Raw genomic sequence first — 20,883 nt, forward strand, 5'->3', positions numbered from 1 at the left:
TGCGCCAATGGATACTTTAGACCGTGATGCCTTCAATATGCATCACCGCCTCAGTTTTGTTTGCCCCTCGCCGAGGCAACGCGCCTTCTGATGGAAGGCGCGTTGCTTTAAGAGACCCGCCGGCCCTGCCGCCACACCCCCCGGACCACCGGCATGTCGCCGGTATCGATGACGCGGACCAGATCGGCGCGCTTGCCCACATCGATGCTGCCGCGATCGCCGAGGCCGGCGACCTCGGCCGGATTCTTGGCCACCATGGCCAAGGCGGCGGGCAGGTCCAGAGCCAATTCGCCGTGATGCAGCAAAAAGGCCGCATGGATCAGGCTGGCCGGCACGTAATCCGACGACAGCACGTCCAGGCATTGGTGGCGGGCCAGTTCCAGGGCCGAAACATTGCCGGAATGCGAGCCGCCGCGCACCAGATTGGGGGCTCCCATCAGCACCTTCATGCCGCGCTTGTGCGATTCCTTGGCCGCTTCCACCGTGGTCGGGAACTCGGAAAAGTGAATCCCCAGGCCGGCGGCTTCCTCGACATGATCAATGGTGGCGTCGTCATGGGTGGCCAAAATCAGATCGCGGCCCTGGCAGGCGCTGGCGATGGCGCGGCGATGGGGATCGGCATACAGCGCGCTGGCCTCTTGCTGCTTTTTGGTGAAGGCTTCCATCTGTTCGGCGTTAAAGCCGTATTTGCCCATGTAATATTCGCGGTACTTGTCCTCGTGCACGAACTGGCGCTGTCCCGGCGTGTGGTCCATCAGCGAGACGATGCCGACCCGCGGGTCGGTGACGAAGCTGTTGAATGAGTCCAAGATATTTTGCGACGACACCTCGCAGCGCAGATGCAGGCGATGTTCGGCCCGGAACCACCCCTGATCGGCGACCGCGCCCAGGGTGTGGATCATCGCTTCCAGATTGGCTTGCCGGGCCGAACCTTCGATCATGTCGCCGATGGACACCGCGTCGAACACGGTGGTCACCCCGGCGGCGGCCATCTGCGCGTCATGGGACAGGCAAGCCGAGCGGGAATGCCAGCGCACGCCGGGGCGCGGGGTAAAGTGTTTTTCCAGATTGTCGGTGTGCAGTTCGACCAAGCCGGGGATCAGGTAATCGCCGTCGCAATCAATGGCCCCGGCGGCGCGGCTTGGTCCCTTGGCCAGCGAGACGATACGGTCGCCGACCACATGCAGCGAGCCGGTGAACACCTCGGCATCGGTGACAATGCGGGCATTGGTAAAGATCAGATCTTCGTTCATGAACAGACCTCGGGCTGCATGGTGACGATACGCGAAGACACCGCTTCGCGCACCTCGTCGTCGTGGAAAACACCGACCAGGGCGACGCCCCTGGCCTTGGCCTCGATGATCAACTGCACCACCACGGCGCGGTTGGCGGCGTCCAACGAGGCCGTCGGCTCGTCCAGCAACAAGATCGGATGATCGCTGGCGAACCCACGGGCAATATTGACGCGCTGCTGTTCGCCGCCGGAAAACGTCGCCGGGGCCAATTGCCATAGCCGTTCGGGGATGCGCAGCCGCGCCAGCAGGGCGGCGGCGCGGTCACGGGCCATGCTCAAATCGGCGCCCATGGCCCGCAACGGCTCGGCCACCACGTCGATGGCCGGCACCCGTGGAATGGCGCGCAGGAACTGGCTGACATAGCCCAAGCTGTGTTGGCGCAATGCGATGATGGTGCGCGGCGCCGCCGTGGTCAGATCGATCTGGCCGTCGCCATGACGGATCAAGATGGCGCCGGCATCGGCCTTGCAATTGCCATAGAGGCAGCGCAGCAACGTCGATTTGCCCGAGCCCGACGGCCCATGCAAGGTGACGCATTCCCCCTTGTCCACATGCATTTCCGCCTGTTTGAACACCGGAATGCTGATCCCGCCCTGGGTATGCAGGACATAGGTCTTATCAAGATTTCGAACGTCGATCATGGCTGCAACACCGAAGAGACGAGAAGCTGGGTATAGGGATGGTGCGGATCGTCCAGCACCTGATCGGTCAGGCCGTGCTCGACCACCTCGCCCTGACGCATGACCATCAGCCGGTGGGCCAGCAGACGGGCCACCGCCAAATCATGGGTGACGACGATGGCCGACAACCCCAGATCGGTGACCAGACGGCGCAGCAGATCCAGCAGGCGGGCCTGCACCGACACATCCAGGCCGCCGGTGGGTTCATCCATGAACACCAGACGCGGATGGGTGACCAGATTGCGGGCGATCTGCAAGCGTTGCAGCATGCCGCCGGAAAACGTCGCCGGCTGGTCGTCCATGCGGGTGGGATCGATTTCCACCTTGTCCAACCACTGCCCGGCCTGTTCGCGAATGCGGCCGTAATGGCGGGCGCCCACCGCCATCAGCCTTTCGCCCACATTGGCGCCGGCCGACACCCCCATGCGCAGACCGTCGCGCGGATTCTGATGGACGATGCCCCAATCGGTCCGCATCAGCATGCGGCGGCGCGGTTCGGACAGGGCGTAGACATCGGTCAGCCCCTGATCGGCGGTATCGTATTCCACCAAGCCCGCGCTCGGCTGTTGGCGGGTGGATAGACACGACAGCAAGGTCGACTTGCCCGACCCCGATTCACCGACGATGCCGATGACCTCGCCCGGCCATAATTCAAAGGACACGTCGCGGCAACCGACGCGATTGCCGTACATGTGGGTCAAATTGCTGACCCGCAACAGGGGCGCTTGGCTCATTGCTCGACCTCGTCGCGGCGTTCGCCGCAGTAATCGGAATCGGAACACACATACATGCGGCCGCCGGCATCGTCGGTGACCACCTCGTCCAGAAACGATTCGGTGGCCCCACACAGGGCGCAGGCCTGATCCCAGCGCTGGATCTCGAACGGATGATCCTCGAAATCCAGGCTTTTGACCGAGGTATAGGGCGGCACCGCGTAAATGCGCTTTTCCCGCCCGGCACCGAACAATTGCAGGGCGGGCGAGTTATCCATCTTCGGATTATCGAATTTGGGAATAGGCGACGGCCGCATCAGATAACGGTCGTTGACCAATACCGGATAATCGTAGGTGGTGGCGATATGGCCGTACCGGGCGATATCTTCGTACAATTTCACATGCATGGCGCCGTAATCGGCCAAGGCATGCATCTTGCGCGTCTCGGTCTCACGCGGTTCCAGCCACCGCAACGGCTCGGGGATCGGCACCTGATAGACCATGATCTGGCCCTCGGAAAGCGGCGTTTCCGGGATGCGGTGGCGGGTCTGAATAACTGTGGCCTCGCGGGTCTTTTCCGTCGTCGCCACCCCGGCGGTGCGAGCGAAGAAGCGACGAATGGAAACGGCGTTGGTGGTGTCGTCGGCCCCTTGATCAATCACCTTCAAGATGTCGTCAGCACCGATCACCGCCGCCGTCACCTGAATGCCGCCGGTGCCCCAACCATAGGGCAGCGGCATTTCGCGGCTGCCGAAGGGAACCTGATAGCCGGGGATGGCCACGGCCTTCAAGAGCGCCCGGCGCAGCATGCGTTTGGTCTGTTCGTCCAGATAGGCGAAATTGTAGCCGGTGCTCATGGGACGGCCTCCGCGTTTTCGCGCCTTAGGCGACGGATCATTTCCAACTCGGACTGGAAGTCGACGTAATGGGGCAGCTTGAGATGCTGGACGAAGCCCGAGGCCTCGACATTGTCCGAGTGATAAAGCACGAATTCCTGATCCTGGGCCGGGGCGGTGACGGTCTCGCCCAATTCCTCGGCCCGCAGCGACCGATCGACCAGGGCCATGGCCATGGCCTTGCGCTCGCATTGGCCAAAGGTCAGGCCATAGCCACGGGTAAATTGCGGCGGTACCGTCTTCGAGCCCTTGAACTGGTTGATCATCTGGCATTCGGTCACCGTGATGGTGCCGATATCGATGGCGAAACCCAGTTCTTCCGGCACCAGTTCCACCGCCACCTCGCCCATGCGGATTTCGCCGGCAAAGGGGTGGGTGTTGCCATAGCCGCGCTGACTGGAATAGGCCAAGGCCAGGACAAAGCCTTCATCGGCGCGGGCCAGATTCTGCAAACGCAGATCGCGGCCGGCGGGAAAGTTCAACGGCTGGCGGGTCAGATCGCCAGGAATGTCGGCGCCCGGCCCCGATTCCTCAATCAAGCCTTGATGGCGCAGCACATCGGTGACCCGCGGCGAGGGCTCCAGCCCGGTTTCGGCGGCTTTCACCTCTGGCCGCGCCGCCCCTTCCGCCGCCAGGGCGAAATCAAGCAGACGATGCGTGTAATCATAGGTCGGCCCCAACACCTGACCACCGGGCAAATCCTTGAACGCCGACGAAATGCGCCGACGGATGGTCATGGCGCCGGTATCAATGGGCTGACTGGCGCCAAAGCGCGGCAACGTGGTGCGATAGGCCCGCAACAGGAAGATGGCCTCCACCGCGTCGCCTTGGGCCTGCTTCAGCGCCAAGGCGGCCAGCTCGCGGTCGTGGACCGAGCCCTCGGTCATCACCCGCTCGACCGCCAGGGCCAGTTGCTGCGTTATCTGCGCCAAGCTCAGTTCCGGCACCTCCTCGGCGCCGCGCCGTTCCTCGGCCAGCAACGCGTGGGCGTTGTCGATGGCCTTTTCGCCCCCCTTGACCGCCACATACATGGCTTAACCCTCCAATTGGGTGGAACGCGGCAACCCGGCCACATGGGTCGGCGCCGCGAACAACAAATCAATCCCACGCGGAAACAGCAGGTGATTATCCTGCACCCAGGCCTTGAAGGCGGCGGGCAGATGACCGGCCGACAAGATCGCCTGATCGCGGATGCCCGGCCCTTTCAGGCTCCAGCCCTCGCCGCCATCCAGATGCGGCACTTGCACGATCACCGTGGTCGAACGGTCGGGATATTCGTCGCTGCCCAGATAAAAAGACGACAGCGGCGGCATGGATTTGGGATCGGTGATCAGGGCGAAAGCAGCCTGATCCGGGCGTTCCACCAACGGGCAACCGCAATGAAACCGCAGATAGTCGATCACCGCCGGCTGCGCCGCGGCCGGGTCCAACCACAGCGGCGTCTCATAATCGACCAGGGCCAGAATCAGGGCGGCGGCCACCGGATCAAGCGGCCGCGGCGCCGAAGCGACGGTGTGGGCCGCCACAATGGTGCCGGGCCGCGACATGGCTTCCAGTACGACGCGGAACACCTTTTGCGATTGCGCGACCGGATCGGAAAAGCCGGGCAACAGGCCGGTTTCGGGGGCAAGTGCATTCACGGGATCAATCCTCTCCGCGGACCATGGTGAAGAAATCGACACGGGTGGCGGCGGCCTTGCGGCCGGCCTGTTCCTGGGCGGCGGCCAAAGCCCGGTGCAGCGGCGCCACCAGCTTTTGCCCGACCACATCGCGCCACGCCGGGTCTTGCATCAAGGCATCGGCCACCGCCGCCATCTCGGCATGGGCGGCCGACCGCCCGGCAACCCAGGCATGACCGACGGCGCCGTTTTCCAGCCGGACCGAACAGCGGGTTACCGTCATCTCCCCCAGATTGAACGGCCCGCCATCGCCGCCCATGCGGCCGCGCACCATCACCAAGCCCACTTCCGGTCGGCGCAGATGGTCCCAGCCCGGCAAGCCGGAAAGACCGGACCACAACCGGGCCAATTCGGCCTCGGCCGATTGCGCCAATACGCCCATCCACAAGCGACGGGCATCGTTTTCGTTTGCTGCATAAGCCATGGACAAATCCGAAAAAGGTATAGACATCTATATGTTCTTCGGCCAAGATGCGCCCACAGCGTCTTTGTTTTCAAGCGTTAAAAGGTGAAGCTTCCATGACGACCCCAGAATTGGCGCGCGGCGCCGGCACCGCCCTGTGGCGCCAGATCGCCGAGACCCTGGAACGCGACATCATCGCCGGCAAGGTTGCCCCCGGTCACAAGCTGCCGACCGAACACGAGCTGGCGGCGGACTTCACCGTCAACCGCCATACCGTGCGCCGGGCCATCGCCGCCCTGGCGGAAAAAGGCTTGGTCCGCATCGAGCAGGGACGCGGCACTTTCGTGCAGGAAAGCGTGATCGAATATCAGGTGCGCCGCCGCACCCGCTTTTCCGAAAACATCGCCGCCAACAAGCGCGAGGCCTCGGGCCGGGTGCTGCGGGTGGTGGAATTGCCGGCCGAAGGCGCGGTGGCCAAGGCCCTGGAAATCCGCAAGGGCAGCCCGGTGGTGATGGTCGAACGCCTGGCCGAGGCCGATGGCCGCCCCCTGTCCATATCGGCCCATTACTTCCCCAAGGCGCGGTTTCCCGACATCGCCGACATCTATCAGCGGTCGGGCTCGTTCACTCAGGCGCTGATCCATTACGGCATCACCGACCCGACCCGCCGCACCACGCGGGTCACCGCGCGGACCGCACGGGCCGGCGACACCCAATTGCTGCAACAGCCGCCCAACAAGCCGATCCTGATGAGCGAAGGCATCAACATCGACACCACCGGCCGGCCGGTGGAATACACCGTGGCGCGGTGGGCCTGCGACCGGGTGCAACTGGTGTTCGAAGTCGGCGGCTGAAAAGTGGATCAATGGCTCAGTGGTCTAGTCATCCAGATATCTGTCACGCAAGCTTCACCCCACGATCCGCACAAGCTCCCGTATCAGAGCCCCGCCCCCTGGCTGCGATGAAATGGACATCATGAGCCCCCCGCGTTACGCCCTGTATTTCCTGCCCGAGACGGACAGCGCCCTTGACCGCCTGGGCCGCGCCTGGATCGATGGCGTCGCCGCCGACCTGACCGCCGAAGCGCGCGTTTATGGCTTTCACGCCACCTTGAAGGCGCCGTTTCGTTTGGCCGACGACCAGGACGAGGCCGCCCTGCGCGCCGCCTGCGCCGCCTTCGCCGCCACCCAGGCGCCGCTGGCCGAGGGGCCGCCAACCTTGGCCTTGTTGGACGATTTTTATGCTCTGCGCCCCGGCGCGCCCTCGGCCACTCTTCAAACCCTGGCGGCGGAATGCGTGCGCCGTTTCGATCCCTTCCGCGCCCCGCTCAACCCGGCCGAAAAGGCCAAGCGCTTGCGGACGCCGCTGACGCCCCGACAACGCCAGTTCCTGGATCAATGGGGCTATCCCTATGTTTTGGATGAATACCGCTTTCACCTGACCCTGACCCGACGGCTGAGCCCGGCCGAAATCCCGGCGGTGGAACAGGTGTTGCGACCGCTCACCGCCGAAGCCGTGACCGAACCGCTGGCCGTGCGTTCGCTGTGCCTGATGCATCAACCCGCCGGCGGCGGCTTTTCCATGCTCGCCCGTTACCCCCTGGAGGGCGCATGCGCGTCGTAACCTTGAATACCTGGAAGGGCGATGGCGCCTATGCTGCCCGCTTGACCGCCATGACCGAGGGACTGGCCCGCTTGCAGGCTGATGTCGTGCTGTTGCAAGAAGTCTTCGACGCCCCCAGCCTGGGCCTGCATACCGGCGCCAGACTGGCCGAACATCTGGGCTTGCACGCGGTGCATCTGCCGTTGCGCGATAAAAAGCGGACCGTCGAAGGCTTGCACGCCGAATCGCGTTCAGGCCTGTCGGTGCTGTCGCGTCACCCCATCCGCGACAGCCTGTCGATCCCGCTGCCCAGCCATGCCCAGGACGGCGAGCGCGCCGCCCTGGTGACGGAAATCACCACCCCGTCCGGGCCGCTGACGGTGACCAACCTGCACCTGACCCATCTGGAGGAGCCCGATTTGCGGCAACGCCAATTGGCGGCGGCGCAATTGGTGGCCAAGCGGGCGGGCACCGCCCTGATCGGCGGCGATTTTAATGCCGCCATCGAAAGCTTCGCCCTGGAAAAAAGCGGCTGGCGCGACTGCCGCACCGAAATGGGCCAGGCGGCCCGCTCGACCCTGGTCGGTCACCCCGACGGCCCCTGCCTGGACCACTTGCTGTGGTCGGGACACGGCCGGACGCCGAAATCCTGGCGGATCGACCTGGATCGGGTGACCGCCGACGGCCACCCGATGGTCAGCGATCATTGCGCCGTGGTGGTGGAAATGGGGGATTAGCCTCCCCCCCCAGCGAAGGCTGGATCAGCCCCTGCCAAGGCTTGATCAACCCTTGGGCAGACGCCCCATCAGATAGAATTCATCGTTGGTGCGGATCGACCCCATATTGACCAATCGGTTCGACAGACCGAAAAAGGCCGAAATGGCGCCGATATCCCAAATATCGTCATCGGAAAAACCATGGCCGCGCAAGCTGTCATGGTCTTGCTCGGACACCCCCCAGGCGGCTTGCGACACCTTCAGGGCATAATCCAACATGGCCTGTTGCCGGAGGGTGATATCGGCCTTGCGGTAATTGGTGGCGACCTGGTCGGCCAACAGCGGGTTCTTGGCCCGAATGCGCAAGATCGCGCCATGGGCGATGACGCAATATTGGCACTGATTGACGGCCGAAGTCGCCACCACGATCATTTCCCGTTCGGCCTTGGACAACCCGCTGTCGCGTTCCATCAACGCGTCGTGATAGGCGAAGAAGGCGCGGAACTCGTCCGGGCGATGGGCCAGGGCGAGGAAGATATTGGGGACGAAGCCGGCCTTTTCCTGCACGCCGTCGATGACGGCGCGGATATCGGCGGGCAGATCGGCCAATTTGGGCACGGCAAAACGGCTGATGGGCTTATCAGTCACGGAACTTCCCCCTGTTTATGAATTGACGTCGACGACGACACGACCACGGACGCGCCCGTCCAGTAACTGGCCGGCGATTTCCACCACCTGCTCCAAGCCAATGCGCGTGGTCAGGACATCAAGCTTGGACACATCGAGATCGTGGGCCAAACGCTTCCATGCCTCGAGCCGCTGATCGCGCGGCCGATAGACACTGTCCACCCCGGCCAAGGTCACGCCGCGCAAGATAAAGGGGGCGACGCTGGCGGGAAAATCCATGCCCTGGGCCAAGCCGCAGGCCGCAACCACACCGCCGTAACGCATGGCGGCGCAGACATTGGCCAGGGTATGGCTGCCGACGCTGTCGATGGCCGCCGCCCACCGTTCCTTGGCCAGCGGCTTGCCCGGCCCCGACAAGGAGGCGCGGTCGATGATTTCCGCCGCCCCCAAGGATTTCAGGTATTCCGCCTCTTGCGGACGCCCGGTAGAGGCGGCGACGCAATAGCCGAGCTTGGCCAGCACCGCCACCGCCACCGAACCGACACCGCCAGCGGCGCCGGTGACCAGCACCTCGCCCTTTTCCGGGGTGACGCCGTTCTTTTCCAACGCCAAGACACACAGCATGGCGGTATAGCCGGCGGTGCCGATGGCCATGGCCTGGGCAGGGGTGAAGGGGGCTTGCAGCGGCACCAGCCAATCGCCCTTGACCCGGGCCTTTTGCGCCAGCCCACCCCAATGGGTTTCGCCGACGCCCCAGCCATTCAGCACCACCTGATCGCCCGGCTGATAAGCGGGATGGGCGCTGGTTTCCACCGTGCCGGCCAAATCAATGCCCGGCACCATGGGAAAGCTGCGGACCACCGGTCCTTTGCCGGTGATGGCCAGACCGTCCTTGTAGTTCAAGGTGGAGTAATCCACCCGGACGGTCACGTCCCCCGCCGGCAAGCGGTCTTCGGCCAATTCGGTGACGCCGGCACGGTAACCGGCATCGTCCTTTTCAATGAGGATGGCTTTGAACATGGGTTACTCCTTGAGCAGAGCGAAAAAAATCTCGGTGAACAAATCCAGCGGCCGGGTCGAGCGGGTCAGCTTGGCGCGCAGGATGGCCCCTTCCCAACCGGTCCAAAAGAATTCGGCCCAGCGATCGCAATCGGCATCCGCCTTGATCTGGCCGGCGGCACGGGCATCGCGCAGGCAGGCCGCGACCCGGTTTTGCCAATCGTTCATCACCGCCTCGAGGCGACAGCGGAAATCATCATTCTGTCCGCCCAATTCCTGACCAAGATTGCCGACCAGACAACCGCGGCGGAAATCGAAACGGGTCATGCCGGCCTTGGCGTCAGCGACGAAATCGGCCAGACGCTGCAACGGCAAGCGCGCCGGATTGGTGAGCCAGCGATCCAGTTTGGCGGCGAAATAGGCGCCATAGGCGTCGATGACGGCAAAGCCGAAATCGTCCTTGCTGGCGAAGTAATGATAGAACGACCCCTTGGGTACCCCCACCCGCTTTAGCACCTGATCGATGCCGGTGGAGAGGAAGCCTTGCTCCGTCAACAGCTCCACCCCGGTCCGGACCAAAGCGGTGCGGGTGTCGATGGCGGCAGGGCTGGCCTTGGGCGGGCGGCCCCGCTTACGGGGGGGAAGCATTTCCATGAATTATTAATAGACCGGTCGTATATAAAATGTCAACCCTTTGCGCCGCACAACCAAAAACCGACCGATTGTCTTCGCCAAATACGTTCAAAAAACACTGGAGGCGTCTGTTTATCAACGACTCTCTTTGACAAGAAACCGGCCCTATGGCCATCTGTTGAGCAAGCATAGAGGATGCGAATGCGTTTCAACCAACTGATGGCCAGACTCGACCGCCTGCGGCGCAGCATCATCACCCGATTGCTGCTATTGGCCATAACCGTTGTCATGCTGGGGTTTCTCGGTCGCCTCACCGTGCTGCGCTCGATTTTGATGGCCGATATCGGCACTCTGTCGGCGGCCCATCAGACCTCCATCGCCGAATACGCCGCCCGCGACGTCGAAGACAAAATCCGCCTGCGCCTCGACCTGCTGAACGGACTGGCCGCCGCCATCCCCAGCCGCGCCTTGGCGCAACCGCAACGTCTCGACGCATGGCTGAACGAGCACCACGCCATTCAGCCATTCTTTTCCGCCGGCTTGCAGTTGGTGGGCGAACACGGCGCCGTGCTCGCCGCGACCAAGGGATCGGAAACCCTGTCGGCGCCAGCCGCCAACGACTGGTTCGCCGGGGTCAAGGACACCCAGGCGACCTATATCGGCAAGCCGTTCCGACTGCCCGACGGCAGCGACGCGGCGTTGACCATGGCGGTTCCCGTTTACGACGATGCCGGCACAATAACCGCCATTCTGGCTGGCACCAGCGCCATCAACGCCCCGAATTTCCTGCACTTGCTGGCGGAAAAGAAAGTGGGCGAAACCGGCGATTTTCTGCTCGTCGATCCGCGCGACCGCGTCTTCATCACCGCCGGCAAGCCCGATCTGGTGCTGAAACCGGTGCCGCCCCCCGGTCTCAATTCCCTGCACGACATGGCCATGGGCGGCTTTCGCGGCACCGGTATCACCACCAATGTCAGCGGCGTCGAGGAATTGGCGGCTATCGCCTCGGTGCCGACTCCGGGCTGGTTTTTGGTGGCGCGCACCCCCACCGCCGAGGCCTTGCGCCCGGTCGATCATATCGTTGACCTGGTCATTCGCGGCAGCATCGTGGTTTCCATTGTCGTCTTCAGCATTTTGCTGGTCATGCTGCCTCGCCTGTTCCGGCCGCTGACGCGGGCGGCGCGGCAACTGCACCTGATGGCCACGGGCGAACAGGAAATTCGCGCCCTGCCCATCGACCACGCCGACGAAGTCGGCGAAGTCGCCAAGGGCTTCAACTTCCTGCTCGGCGTCTTGCGGGAAAAAGAATCGGCGCTCCGGCAAAGCGAAGCGCGGATGACCCATCTGGCTCACCACGACATGCTCACCGGCCTGCCCAATCGAGCCATGTTCGAGGATCGGCTGGACCAAGTCCTGAACCGGGTCCAACGCCAGTCCGGCAGCTTCGCCCTGCTTTACATTGATCTCGACGGCTTCAAACCGATCAACGACAAAAGCGGCCATGCCGTCGGCGACGCCATGCTGTGCCATGTGGCCCAACGCCTTCAGGATTGCGTTCGCAAAAGCGACACCGTCGCCCGCATCGGCGGTGACGAATTCGTCATCTTGCTCAATGATCTGGAGGAACCGCTGACCGGCGCCGTCTTGGTCGCCGAGCAGTGCCGCAACGCCGCCAGCCAGCCGCTGCACCACGCCGGGCAATCGTTTAGCATCGGCCTGTCCATCGGCATCGCCTGCTACCCCGCGCATGGCCGCAGCGCCGGCGCGCTACTGCGCCACGCCGATCAGGCCATGTACCGGATGAAAAAGATGCAAAAAGAAGATTGCCTGGAATAATCACCGCCCAGCCCAGGGTCATCCTGCGTACCACCATGGTACAAGGATGGAGTCCGATCATGGCGCGATGCGACAACGTGGAAATCATGGCCCGCCAATTGGTCGGCGTCATCTTGCGCAATCCACGCTGGAACGACCACCTGGACGATCTGTGCAGCACCTTGCATATGGATGCCGCCAAGGCCAGTCCGCGGCAGACCATGATCGCGGTGGCGGCACGGGCGGAAACCATGCTGCGCCATATCGCCCTGGGCGATTACGTCGCCATCGGCCGCTTGTATTTCGACCTGCTGCCGGAAATCGGCCACCCGCTGACCGAAGCGGTGATCGCCGCGCTCAGCCAACCGGAATCAGCCGTGCGGCTGATGCGGGAATCCGGGTTGGAACCTCGGCTGCGCAAAGATGAAAACGGGACCACCTTTATCGAAATCGAGGTTCCTGACCACAGCCACGCCCTGTGCGACGCCACCCGCAACGCCATCGCCACGGCGATGACCAGCGCCGGCGAAGAGCCCCAAGGGGCGCTTCGCACCATTCACTGAAAGCGGGTTATTCCGCCGCCGGAGCCTCCGGCTTATAGATTTCACCGCCTTCCGAGCGGAATTTTTCGCTCATGGCTTCCATGCCCTGTTCGGCGGCGATGTCGCGCACCTCTTGGCTGATCTTGTAGGCGCAGAATTTCGGCCCGCACATGGAACAGAAATGGGCGACCTTGGCGCCTTCGGCCGGCAGGGTCTGGTCGTGGAATTCCAAGGCCTTATCAGGATCCAGCGACAGATTGAACTGATCGCGCCAGCGGAACTGGAAGCGGGCGCGGGAAAGCGCGTCATCGCGCTCGCGGGCGGCGGGAACGCCCTTGGCCAGATCGGCGGCATGGGCGGCCAGCTTATAGGTGACCACGCCTTCGCGCACGTCCTGGCGGTCGGGCAGCCCCAGATGCTCCTTGGGCGTCACATAGCACAGCATGGCGGTCCCAAACCAACCGATCATCGCCGCGCCGATGGCGCTGGTGATGTGGTCATAGCCCGGCGCGATGTCGGTCACCAGCGGCCCAAGCGTGTAGAACGGCGCCTCGCCGCACAGCTTGAGCTGCTTTTCCACATTGACCTTGATCTTATGCATGGGCACATGGCCGGGACCTTCGATCATCACCTGGCAATCATGCTTCCAGGCGATCTTGGTCAGTTCGCCCAAGGTTTCCAACTCGGCGAATTGGGCGGCGTCATTGGCATCGGCGATGGAGCCGGGGCGTAAACCATCGCCCAGGGAAAAGGCCACGTCATAGGCCTTGAGGATCAGGCAGATATCCTCGAAATGGGTATAAAGGAAGTTTTCCTTGTGATGAGCCAGGCACCACTTGGCCATGATCGAACCACCGCGAGAGACGATGCCGGTGACCCGCTTGGCGGTCAGCGGGATATAGGCCAGACGCAGACCGGCATGGATGGTGAAATAATCGACGCCTTGCTCGCATTGCTCGATCAGGGTGTCGCGATAGACCTCCCAGGTCAGATCCTCGGCCTTGCCATCAACCTTTTCCAGCGCCTGATAGATCGGCACGGTGCCGATGGGCACCGGGGCATTGCGCAATATCCATTCCCGCGTCGCATGGATATGACGGCCGGTGGACAAGTCCATCACCGTGTCGCCGCCCCAGCGAATGGCCCACACCATCTTTTCCACTTCTTCCGACACGCTCGACGCCACGGCGGAATTGCCGATATTGGCGTTGATCTTGGTCAGGAAGTTGCGGCCGATGATCATCGGCTCGGTTTCCGGGTGATTGATATTGGCGGCGATGATGGCGCGGCCGCGGGCGATTTCATCGCGGACGAATTCGGGCGTCACCTGATCGGGGATTTCGGCGCCGAAATCCTCGCCGTCACGAGCCAGGGCCGCCCGCGCCTCGGCGATGCGCAAATTCTCGCGGATGGCGACATATTCCATTTCGGCGGTGACGATGCCGCGCTTGGCATAGGCCATCTGGGTCACCGCCTGGCCGTCCTTGGCCCGCAACGGCCGCAGCCCCTTGCGGTCGAACACCGGCACGCCGATGACCTCGCCCGGCTTCAGGCCGTCATCTTCCGGCTTATGGGCGCGGCCCTCGTATTCCTCCACATCGCCACGCCCCACCACCCAGGAGCGGCGGATCTGCGGCAGGCCTTGGGTGATATCGACGCAGGTCTCGCTATCGGTATAGGCGCCCGAGGTATCATAGATCCGAACCGCCGCCTCGCCGCTGCTGGGCTCCAGGTCGATCTCGCGCATGGCCACGCGGATATCGGGACGCGAGCCCTCGACATAAATCTTGCGCGAACCGGGCAAGGCGCCGGTGGTGACTTTCAAAGTCTCGGGATTGTCGAGCATGGTTTCTCCGCCTCGCGCACAGCTTCGTTCGGTTGGCGTACCGGCCAGCCGACCGGCAGGCACGCAATTTCGTCATTGGCGGTCAGGTTCGGGTGACCGCGATACACCGGGATGTGGGGCGACTGGCGGAAAGTTAAGTCCGATCCCTATCGCCGGCATGACCCGGATCAGGTTCAAAGGGTCGCCGGCACGCGCTCCGGTCTCTCAGCCTCGCCTGTCGAGGCCCCCCTTCGGTACTAAGCCAGACCATGGGACCAAGCGGGTCGGGAAGTCAACCCCATGCGCGCTATGGATTTGTCACATCGTGACGTTTGATTCGATTCTCATTATCGCTCAGTATCAACAGTTACGACTTTAGGAGGGGCAGGCCCCATCCGGGGCAAGCGGAAGCAGAAGCTTCCAGAGGTGTGGTTTGAGCGAAGTAGACCACAACAAAGCAGTCAGAAACATCACCGAGGCCTTGAAAGGGCCGGTCGCCGACGTTTACCGCGACTTGATTCCGGCCTTCAGCGACATGAAGGGCGATTCCTTCTACGATTCGGTCATCGCCAGCCCTGACATGCTCCATGGCTGCCTGCTCATTTTCAGGAAGCGCCGCGACGCCTTTTCCCATCTGCTGGTCGACGCCAAAGGCCGCGAGGTCGCCGATGATTTCGTCCGCCTGCGCTGTGGCCGTTCGGTTCATGACATCATCGCCATGATCGTGCGCACCCACGCCAAGCGGCATTTCCGCGACAGCCTGGGCGGCGATCCCAATGACGCATCCAGTAAATCCGGCCGTCTTTACGCCGCCATGAACGAATACCTGATCCATGAATGGCAGGTGCCGCTGGTCGCCCATTACGCCCCCCTGCCCCTGGCCAAGATGCGCGAATTGGGGCCGGCGCTTTTAGAATTGAAGACCGCCGCCGAAGTCGATGCGGTTGTCGCCGCCGCCGGCGGCACGCCCATCGTCAACGGCAAGCCGGTGTTGTCCATTGCCCCGCCCCGCAACGGCAACGGCGCCGCCGCCCTTGCCCCGCCGCGGGCCGAAGAACCGATTTTGGTCCAAACCAATTCGCGGGAAGCCGATTTCTGGTGGGAAACCCTCAACGACGCCATGGTCCGCAACGCCCTCGGCTCGCTCAGCGACAACGACAAGCGCGAACTGACCGCCGCCTTTTGTTCGATTTCCGAAACCACCCGCACCCATCTGCTGGGCGATTTCAGTCTCTCGCTGTTCCAGGGCGCGGTGTTGCTGACCAAATGCTATCAAGGCCTGGGCCGGGCCACCTTTGCCCAGGTTTTCGGCAAGCCCGGCAGCCCCGACACGGTCAAGGCCTTTGCCGTGCGGCTGAAAGCCAAGAATGTATCGTCGCGCATGGACCTCAACACCCTGGCTCGCACCGCCGAAGCCAATCTTAGCAACATGGGGCGGGCGACGCCGCGGGCCGGCGGCCCCCGTCCCCCCGCCGCCCGTGTCTGATTTCAACCCTTCAACCAGGCCTCGACCGCCGCCGGCTTGGGAATCCCTCCGGCATGAACGACCTTGCCGTCAATGACCACCCCCGGCGTCGACATCACCCCATAGCCCATGATGACGGCCATATCGGTGACTTTTTCCAAACTGATGCTGATTCCCAGTTGCTCGGCCTTATCGGCGACCAGCTTCATCACCGTTTCGCAATTGCCGCAGCACCCACCCAGAACCTTGATGTCCATGATCGACCTCATCCGTAAATGGCGTTGAAAAGATAGCCAACGGCAATGAAAGACCCGGCCAGCACGGCCGTAAAGATGGCCAGCAGCGGCACTTTCAGGACCTTTTTCAACATGATGATTTCCGGCAAGGACAAGGCGGCGATGCTCATCATCAGCGCCAACGCGGTGCCCACCGGCACGCCCTTGGCCAACAGCGCCTCGACCACCGGGATGGTTCCGGTCGCGTTGGAATACAGCGGAATTCCAATCAGAACCGCCAACGGAACCGCCAACGGATTGTCTGGTCCGGCATAACGCAGCAGCACCTCGGCCGGGACGAAACCGTGCAAGGCGGCGCCAATGGCAATGCCCGCCAACACGTAAAGCCACAGCCGCCCGAAGATTTCCTTGACCTGATCGACGCCAAAGCCGACACGGGCGATGAAACCATGGGGACGATCCGGCAATGCCGCCTCGCCCATCCGGATTTTCCAGACGTAATCCTCGACCCAATGTTCCAGCTTTAACCGGTCAATGACCAAACCGCCAACCAACCCCACCGTCAATCCGGTTGCCACGTAAACCAGGGTGAATTTCACCCCCAAGGTGCTCAACAGCAAAAAGACGGCGATTTCGTTGATCATCGGCGAGGTAATGAGAAAGGCCATGGTCACCCCCAGGGGGATGCCGGCCTCAAGAAAACCGATGAACAGCGGCACCGAAGAACACGAGCAAAACGGCGTCACCGCCCCCAGGCCGACGGCGGCAGGAAAGGCAAAGACCCGATTCTTGCCTCCCAACAGCTTGCGGACCCGCTCGGGCGCCAACATGGAGCGGAAAAAGCCGATGACGAACACGATCAGCGCCAATAATACGAAAATCTTGGCGGTATCTTCGATAAAGAAGTGCAGCGCGCCGGAAAGCGGCGTCGCTGGTGCCAGCCCCATCACCCCATATACCAGCCAATCGGCTAAGGCCGTGAAGATGTCCATGCCATGTCCTTCAGCTTGCGCAGGATGACTTTGTGCAACAATTTTCGGTCAGAAAATCCTTGAGGAACTCAACCTGATCACAGCGCGCCGTGTAAATCTGCATCCGCCCCTGCCGCCTGACACTGACCAAACCGGCATGACGCAGGTGGTTCAAATGAAACGACAAGGTGTTGGCCGGGACCGCCAGCTCTTCGGCGATAGCCCCGGCCGGCAGGCCATGCGGCGAGGCGGTGACCAGCAGGCGAAAGACCCGCAATCGAATCTCTTGCGATAACGAAGTCAGCGCCTCAAGGGCTTCACTTATTTCCATATTTCTAGAATACTCGAAATATTGAGCCACGCAACAAAAAAGGCGCCGTTCGCACGGCGCCTTTTCGTCAAATCACCAGGAAGCTTATTCCTCGGATTCGTCCTTCTTGTCGAAAGTCGGACCGGAATCGGTGCCCTTGGCGGCCGGATCACGGTCGATCAATTCGATCACCGCCATCGGGGCACAATCGCCATAGCGGAAACCAGCCTTCAACACGCGGGTGTAACCACCGTTGCGGGCCTTGTAGCGCGGACCGATGACCGCGAACAGCTTGGCAACCACGGCGTCATCGCGCAGATAGGCGAAGGCGCGGCGACGGTCGTGCAAGGTGCCCGACTTGCCCAACGAGATGATCTTTTCGGCGATCGGACGCAAATCCTTGGCCTTGGGCAGGGTGGTCTTAATCTGCTCGTGCTTCAGCAGGGCAGTAACCATGTTGGAAAACATGGCCTTGCGATGCGAGCTGGTACGATTCAGCTTACGACCGGACATTCCGTGACGCATGACACTCTCCTTGAGCTTGGCCTCGCCGGGCGAGAACCGATGACACTCCCACAGCGCCCTCTGAAAGGAAGCACGCTTGGGGCGGACCGGATTGGTCCTTTGAAAAGATTACACCGCGACGCGGGGCTGATAGGGCGGCCGCGTCGCGGTGTAAATCAATAGGGCTCTTCCAGCTTCTTCGCCAGGTCCTCGATGTTCTCCGGCGGCCAATTGGGGATTTCCATCCCCAGATGCAGACCCATATGCGAGAGCACTTCCTTGATCTCGTTCAGGGACTTGCGGCCGAAGTTCGGGGTCCGCAGCATTTCGGCTTCGGTCTTTTGCACCAGATCGCCGATATAGATGATGTTGTCGTTCTTCAGGCAATTGGCCGAACGAACCGACAATTCCAACTCATCAACCTTGCGCAGCAGGTTCTTGTTGAAGGGCAGTTCGTCCTTCTTCTCTTCCTCGACCACATGGGTCGGTTCGTCGAAGTTGATGAACAGCTGCAACTGATCCTGCAAGATGCGGGCGGCCAAAGCGACGGCGTCATCAGGGGTGACGGCACCGTTGGTTTCGACAACCATCGACAGCTTGTCGTAATCGGTGACCTGACCGACGCGGGTGTTTTCCACCCGATAGGCGATCTTCTTGATCGGCGAGAAGATGGCATCGATGGGGATCAGGCCGATGGGCGAATCCTCGGTGCGGTTCTGCGACGCCGGCACATAGCCCTTGCCGGTTTCCACCGTGAATTCGATGTTCAGCTTGGCGCCCTGATCCAAGGTGCACAGCACCAGATCGGGGTCCATGATCTCGATGTCATGTCCGGCTTCGATCATGCCGGCCTTGACTTCACCGGGGCCAGTAGCACGAAGCTGCATGCGCTTCGGCCCTTCGCCATGCATGCGCAAGCCCAAATTCTTGATGTTCAGGATGATGTCGGTGACATCTTCGCGCACACCCGGAATGGACGAGAACTCATGCAGCACGCCCTCGATCTGGATGGCGGTGACCGCAGCACCCTGAAGGGAGGACAGCAAAATACGACGCAGGCTGTTGCCCAACGTCATGCCAAAGCCGCGCTCCAGCGGTTCAGCCACGACGGTGGCGACGCGGGCTGCGTCGGCGCCGGGCTCAATCTGGAGCTTGGAGGGCTTGATTAATTCCTGCCAGTTCTTCTGAATCACGAGCGTGACCTCATGCTAGGACCTAAGGGTCCGGAACGGCGCAACCGCCATCTTCTCCCGGTTCACGGGTGAAGATGACGGCAACCCTAAAGACAAAACCCGATTAGACGCGCCGACGCTTGCGCGGACGGCAACCGTTGTGCGGGATCGGAGTAACGTCGCGAATGGAGGTGATGGAGAAACCCACCGCCTGCAACGCGCGCAGAGCGCTTTCACGGCCGGCGCCCGGACCCTTGACTTCCACTTCCAGGGTGCGCATGCCGTGTTCCATGGCCTTGCGGCCAGCGTCCTCGGCAGCCACCTGAGCGGCGTAAGGGGTAGACTTGCGCGAGCCCTTGAAGCCCTGCATCCCCGAGGACGACCACGAAATGGTGTTCCCCTGGGCGTCGGTGATGGTGATCATGGTGTTGTTGAACGTGGAGTTCACATGAGCAACACCGGAGGTGATGTTTTTGCGCTCGCGACGACGCGGACGAGCGGCAGCAGGCTTAGCCATGAGAGGTGATCCTTAAGCTTACGTCGGTCAAAATTACCGGGTGGCCTTTTTCTTACCGGCGATCGGCTTGGCCGGGCCCTTGCGGGTGCGCGCATTGGTATGCGTACGCTGACCGCGGACCGGCAGGCCACGGCGATGACGCAGACCGCGATAGCAGCCCAGGTCCATCAACCGCTTGATGTTCATGGCGACGCTACGACGCAGATCACCTTCGACGGTGTAGGTGCTGTCGATCATTTCGCGGATCTTCAACACTTCGTCGTCAGACAACTGATTAACGCGACGCTCGGCCGTAATGGCCAGGGCGGTGCAGATCTCAGCAGCCTTGGTCCGGCCGATGCCATGGATATAGGTCAGCGCAATAACAACGCGCTTATTGGTCGGGATATTGACGCCAGCGATACGGGCCAAAGCTGGATACTCCTTCACACAGGTGATCAGGGAAGCGGCCGATTTGCCGGCTGCTCACGCCAAGTCGTTAAACATGCCACAGCGCCCAAAGGCACCGTGGCGACACAAAAACACCATTCCGGGCCTCGCCCGGAAGGGGGAAACCGAAGGTGCGCGATTATAGGGCGATTCAATGAAGAGTCAACGGGACTCTCCATCATCGCCCTAAACTCACCCCGCCTTGCCGAGGATACCCTCGAGCGCCACGGTCACCGCGGCAATCTCTTGGGTCCCATCGACCAAATAGTAATTCCCCTTGGCCTGATAATACGGCAGCAAGGGCGCGGTCTGCTCGTGGTAAGCGGCCAGACGCTTGGTCACGGTCTCGGCATTATCGTCGGCGCGACGCGAAAATTCGGTGCTTCCACACGAATCGCAGGTCCCGGCAACCTTGGGCTGCTGGAAGGTATCGTGGTAGCCGGCGCCGCACTTGGCGCAGGTATAGCGTCCCGTGATGCGTTCGACGATCGGGGCATCGGGGACACGGATCTCGATGGCGAAATCCAAGCCCTTGCCCTTCTTCGCCATCATCGTGTCAAGCGCTTCCGCCTGGGCCACGGTGCGGGGAAAACCGTCAAAGATGACTCCGTTCTGGGTGTCGGGCTGGTCCAGGCGGTCATCGATGATACCGATGACAATGTCGTCGGACACCAATTGACCAGCATCCATCACCGCCTTGGCCTTCTTGCCGATCTCGGAACCCGAGGCGACGGCGGCGCGCAGCATGTCGCCGGTGGACAATTGCACCAGACCGAACTTTTCCATCAGGCGCTTCGCCTGAGTCCCCTTGCCGCCACCGGGCGGTCCCAACAGAACCAGATTCATCTTGTTGT

At 62.2% G+C, this 20,883-nt stretch carries 25 protein-coding genes and 1 riboswitch; of the genes, 6 read left to right on the forward strand and 19 right to left on the reverse strand.

Annotation, left to right across the window (positions count from 1 at the left end; genetic code table 11):
* Positions 1–107: 107 nt before the first annotated feature.
* From KEC16_RS07160 to phnG, 7 genes are read right to left on the reverse strand one after another with little or no spacing between them, the layout of a single operon-like run.
* A complete protein-coding gene (locus tag KEC16_RS07160) occupies positions 108–1,253 on the reverse strand; it encodes an alpha-D-ribose 1-methylphosphonate 5-triphosphate diphosphatase (RefSeq protein WP_211547289.1) in 1,146 nt (381 codons plus the stop codon).
* Positions 1,250–1,936: a phosphonate C-P lyase system protein PhnL gene (phnL, locus tag KEC16_RS07165; RefSeq protein ID WP_211547291.1), complete on the reverse strand. Its 687-nt coding sequence runs from the start codon at positions 1,934–1,936 to the stop codon at positions 1,250–1,252. The genes KEC16_RS07160 and phnL overlap by 4 nt, the downstream gene beginning before the upstream one ends.
* Positions 1,933–2,709, reverse strand: a complete 777-nt coding sequence (gene phnK / locus KEC16_RS07170) for a phosphonate C-P lyase system protein PhnK (protein WP_211547293.1) — start codon at positions 2,707–2,709, stop codon at positions 1,933–1,935. The genes phnL and phnK overlap by 4 nt, the downstream gene beginning before the upstream one ends.
* Positions 2,706–3,545 carry an alpha-D-ribose 1-methylphosphonate 5-phosphate C-P-lyase PhnJ gene (locus tag KEC16_RS07175; protein WP_211547296.1) on the reverse strand — a complete coding sequence of 280 codons (840 nt, stop codon included), beginning with the start codon at positions 3,543–3,545 and terminating at the stop codon, positions 2,706–2,708. Before KEC16_RS07175 ends, phnK begins: the two co-directional genes overlap by 4 nt.
* Positions 3,542–4,615, reverse strand: a complete 1,074-nt coding sequence (locus tag KEC16_RS07180) for a carbon-phosphorus lyase complex subunit (protein ID WP_211547298.1) — start codon at positions 4,613–4,615, stop codon at positions 3,542–3,544. Before KEC16_RS07180 ends, KEC16_RS07175 begins: the two co-directional genes overlap by 4 nt.
* A 3-nt stretch (positions 4,616–4,618) precedes the next feature.
* Entirely contained in the window at positions 4,619–5,224 is a 606-nt protein-coding gene (gene phnH / locus KEC16_RS07185) for a phosphonate C-P lyase system protein PhnH (protein WP_211547300.1), read from the reverse strand.
* 4 nt (positions 5,225–5,228) lie between these two features.
* Positions 5,229–5,687, reverse strand: coding sequence for a phosphonate C-P lyase system protein PhnG (gene phnG / locus KEC16_RS07190; protein WP_249208888.1), 459 nt, complete (start codon positions 5,685–5,687; stop codon positions 5,229–5,231).
* A gap of 95 nt (positions 5,688–5,782) precedes the next feature.
* Here phnG and phnF point away from each other — a divergent pair, with 95 nt between their 5' ends.
* The 3 genes from phnF to KEC16_RS07205 all read left to right on the forward strand — a co-directional run bounded on the left by phnF (position 5,783) and on the right by KEC16_RS07205 (position 8,005).
* Positions 5,783–6,520, forward strand: a complete 738-nt coding sequence (gene phnF, locus KEC16_RS07195; RefSeq protein WP_211547302.1) for a phosphonate metabolism transcriptional regulator PhnF — start codon at positions 5,783–5,785, stop codon at positions 6,518–6,520.
* Positions 6,521–6,641: 121 nt separating this feature from the next.
* A complete protein-coding gene (locus KEC16_RS07200; RefSeq protein ID WP_211547304.1) occupies positions 6,642–7,289 on the forward strand; it encodes a DUF1045 domain-containing protein in 648 nt (215 codons plus the stop codon).
* A complete protein-coding gene (locus KEC16_RS07205; protein ID WP_211547306.1) occupies positions 7,277–8,005 on the forward strand; it encodes an endonuclease/exonuclease/phosphatase family protein in 729 nt (242 codons plus the stop codon). Before KEC16_RS07200 ends, KEC16_RS07205 begins: the two co-directional genes overlap by 13 nt.
* A 45-nt stretch (positions 8,006–8,050) precedes the next feature.
* Here KEC16_RS07205 and KEC16_RS07210 read toward each other — a convergent pair whose 3' ends face one another.
* From KEC16_RS07210 to acuR, 3 genes are read right to left on the reverse strand one after another with little or no spacing between them, the layout of a single operon-like run.
* Positions 8,051–8,632 (reverse strand): peroxidase-related enzyme, encoded by a 582-nt coding sequence (locus tag KEC16_RS07210; protein WP_211547308.1) that lies wholly within the window; start codon positions 8,630–8,632, stop codon positions 8,051–8,053.
* Positions 8,633–8,647: 15 nt separating this feature from the next.
* Complete coding sequence (gene acuI / locus KEC16_RS07215) at positions 8,648–9,631, reverse strand: acrylyl-CoA reductase (NADPH) (protein ID WP_211547310.1); 984 nt, start codon at positions 9,629–9,631, stop codon at positions 8,648–8,650.
* A gap of 3 nt (positions 9,632–9,634) precedes the next feature.
* On the reverse strand, positions 9,635–10,264 hold the full coding sequence (gene acuR, locus KEC16_RS07220; protein WP_211547312.1) for an acrylate utilization transcriptional regulator AcuR: 630 nt from the start codon (positions 10,262–10,264) through the stop codon (positions 9,635–9,637).
* Positions 10,265–10,444: 180 nt separating this feature from the next.
* Between acuR and KEC16_RS07225 the strand changes: the two genes are divergently transcribed.
* A complete protein-coding gene (locus KEC16_RS07225) occupies positions 10,445–12,079 on the forward strand; it encodes a sensor domain-containing diguanylate cyclase (RefSeq protein ID WP_211547314.1) in 1,635 nt (544 codons plus the stop codon).
* A 59-nt stretch (positions 12,080–12,138) separates the two neighbouring features.
* Complete coding sequence (locus KEC16_RS07230) at positions 12,139–12,621, forward strand: hypothetical protein (protein ID WP_211547316.1); 483 nt, start codon at positions 12,139–12,141, stop codon at positions 12,619–12,621.
* Between the two features lie 7 nt (positions 12,622–12,628).
* Here the strand turns inward: KEC16_RS07230 and thiC are convergent, their stop codons facing one another.
* The gene (gene thiC / locus KEC16_RS07235; RefSeq protein WP_211547318.1) at positions 12,629–14,446 is read right to left on the reverse strand and encodes a phosphomethylpyrimidine synthase ThiC; all 1,818 of its coding nucleotides are present in this window, start codon (positions 14,444–14,446) and stop codon (positions 12,629–12,631) included.
* Between the two features lie 126 nt (positions 14,447–14,572).
* Positions 14,573–14,686: riboswitch (TPP riboswitch) on the reverse strand.
* 172 nt (positions 14,687–14,858) lie between these two features.
* Between thiC and KEC16_RS07240 the strand changes: the two genes are divergently transcribed.
* Positions 14,859–15,911, forward strand: coding sequence for a hypothetical protein (locus KEC16_RS07240; RefSeq protein WP_211547320.1), 1,053 nt, complete (start codon positions 14,859–14,861; stop codon positions 15,909–15,911).
* Between the two features lie 2 nt (positions 15,912–15,913).
* Here KEC16_RS07240 and KEC16_RS07245 read toward each other — a convergent pair whose 3' ends face one another.
* The 8 genes from KEC16_RS07245 to KEC16_RS07280 all read right to left on the reverse strand — a co-directional run bounded on the left by KEC16_RS07245 (position 15,914) and on the right by KEC16_RS07280 (position 20,875).
* Positions 15,914–16,147: a thioredoxin family protein gene (locus KEC16_RS07245; RefSeq protein WP_249208890.1), complete on the reverse strand. Its 234-nt coding sequence runs from the start codon at positions 16,145–16,147 to the stop codon at positions 15,914–15,916.
* A gap of 8 nt (positions 16,148–16,155) precedes the next feature.
* Entirely contained in the window at positions 16,156–17,118 is a 963-nt protein-coding gene (locus KEC16_RS07250) for a permease (protein ID WP_211547322.1), read from the reverse strand.
* 10 nt (positions 17,119–17,128) lie between these two features.
* On the reverse strand, positions 17,129–17,428 hold the full coding sequence (locus tag KEC16_RS07255; RefSeq protein ID WP_211547397.1) for an ArsR/SmtB family transcription factor: 300 nt from the start codon (positions 17,426–17,428) through the stop codon (positions 17,129–17,131).
* 84 nt (positions 17,429–17,512) lie between these two features.
* Entirely contained in the window at positions 17,513–17,932 is a 420-nt protein-coding gene (rplQ, locus tag KEC16_RS07260) for a 50S ribosomal protein L17 (protein ID WP_211547324.1), read from the reverse strand.
* A gap of 155 nt (positions 17,933–18,087) precedes the next feature.
* Positions 18,088–19,104, reverse strand: a complete 1,017-nt coding sequence (locus KEC16_RS07265) for a DNA-directed RNA polymerase subunit alpha (RefSeq protein ID WP_211547326.1) — start codon at positions 19,102–19,104, stop codon at positions 18,088–18,090.
* Between the two features lie 103 nt (positions 19,105–19,207).
* Entirely contained in the window at positions 19,208–19,600 is a 393-nt protein-coding gene (rpsK, locus tag KEC16_RS07270) for a 30S ribosomal protein S11 (protein ID WP_024078320.1), read from the reverse strand.
* 33 nt (positions 19,601–19,633) lie between these two features.
* Positions 19,634–20,011: a 30S ribosomal protein S13 gene (gene rpsM / locus KEC16_RS07275; protein ID WP_211547327.1), complete on the reverse strand. Its 378-nt coding sequence runs from the start codon at positions 20,009–20,011 to the stop codon at positions 19,634–19,636.
* Positions 20,012–20,221: 210 nt separating this feature from the next.
* Positions 20,222–20,875 (reverse strand): adenylate kinase, encoded by a 654-nt coding sequence (locus KEC16_RS07280; RefSeq protein ID WP_211547330.1) that lies wholly within the window; start codon positions 20,873–20,875, stop codon positions 20,222–20,224.
* Positions 20,876–20,883: the final 8 nt, after the last annotated feature.

Origin of the sequence: Magnetospirillum sulfuroxidans (assembly GCF_018224925.1) — a bacterium.
GTDB lineage: Bacteria > Pseudomonadota > Alphaproteobacteria > Rhodospirillales > Magnetospirillaceae > Magnetospirillum > Magnetospirillum sulfuroxidans.

Bases quoted from the DNA above. Each gene is read 5' to 3' on its own strand.
- KEC16_RS07160 (WP_211547289.1), bottom strand. From the start codon at position 1,253: ATGAACGAAGATCTGATCTTTACCAATGCCCGCATTGTCACCGATGCC.
- phnL (WP_211547291.1), bottom strand. From the start codon at position 1,936: ATGATCGACGTTCGAAATCTTGATAAGACCTATGTCCTGCATACCCAG.
- phnK (WP_211547293.1), bottom strand. From the start codon at position 2,709: ATGAGCCAAGCGCCCCTGTTGCGGGTCAGCAATTTGACCCACATGTAC.
- KEC16_RS07175 (WP_211547296.1), bottom strand. From the start codon at position 3,545: ATGAGCACCGGCTACAATTTCGCCTATCTGGACGAACAGACCAAACGC.
- KEC16_RS07180 (WP_211547298.1), bottom strand. From the start codon at position 4,615: ATGTATGTGGCGGTCAAGGGGGGCGAAAAGGCCATCGACAACGCCCAC.
- phnG (WP_249208888.1), bottom strand. From the start codon at position 5,687: ATGGCTTATGCAGCAAACGAAAACGATGCCCGTCGCTTGTGGATGGGC.
- phnF (WP_211547302.1), top strand. From the start codon at position 5,783: ATGACGACCCCAGAATTGGCGCGCGGCGCCGGCACCGCCCTGTGGCGC.
- KEC16_RS07200 (WP_211547304.1), top strand. From the start codon at position 6,642: ATGAGCCCCCCGCGTTACGCCCTGTATTTCCTGCCCGAGACGGACAGC.
- KEC16_RS07205 (WP_211547306.1), top strand. From the start codon at position 7,277: ATGCGCGTCGTAACCTTGAATACCTGGAAGGGCGATGGCGCCTATGCT.
- acuI (WP_211547310.1), bottom strand. From the start codon at position 9,631: ATGTTCAAAGCCATCCTCATTGAAAAGGACGATGCCGGTTACCGTGCC.
- acuR (WP_211547312.1), bottom strand. From the start codon at position 10,264: ATGGAAATGCTTCCCCCCCGTAAGCGGGGCCGCCCGCCCAAGGCCAGC.
- KEC16_RS07225 (WP_211547314.1), top strand. From the start codon at position 10,445: ATGCGTTTCAACCAACTGATGGCCAGACTCGACCGCCTGCGGCGCAGC.
- KEC16_RS07230 (WP_211547316.1), top strand. From the start codon at position 12,139: ATGGCGCGATGCGACAACGTGGAAATCATGGCCCGCCAATTGGTCGGC.
- thiC (WP_211547318.1), bottom strand. From the start codon at position 14,446: ATGCTCGACAATCCCGAGACTTTGAAAGTCACCACCGGCGCCTTGCCC.
- KEC16_RS07245 (WP_249208890.1), bottom strand. From the start codon at position 16,147: ATGGACATCAAGGTTCTGGGTGGGTGCTGCGGCAATTGCGAAACGGTG.
- KEC16_RS07250 (WP_211547322.1), bottom strand. From the start codon at position 17,118: ATGGACATCTTCACGGCCTTAGCCGATTGGCTGGTATATGGGGTGATG.
- KEC16_RS07255 (WP_211547397.1), bottom strand. From the start codon at position 17,428: ATGGAAATAAGTGAAGCCCTTGAGGCGCTGACTTCGTTATCGCAAGAG.
- rplQ (WP_211547324.1), bottom strand. From the start codon at position 17,932: ATGCGTCACGGAATGTCCGGTCGTAAGCTGAATCGTACCAGCTCGCAT.
- rpsK (WP_024078320.1), bottom strand. From the start codon at position 19,600: ATGGCTAAGCCTGCTGCCGCTCGTCCGCGTCGTCGCGAGCGCAAAAAC.
- KEC16_RS07280 (WP_211547330.1), bottom strand. From the start codon at position 20,875: ATGAATCTGGTTCTGTTGGGACCGCCCGGTGGCGGCAAGGGGACTCAG.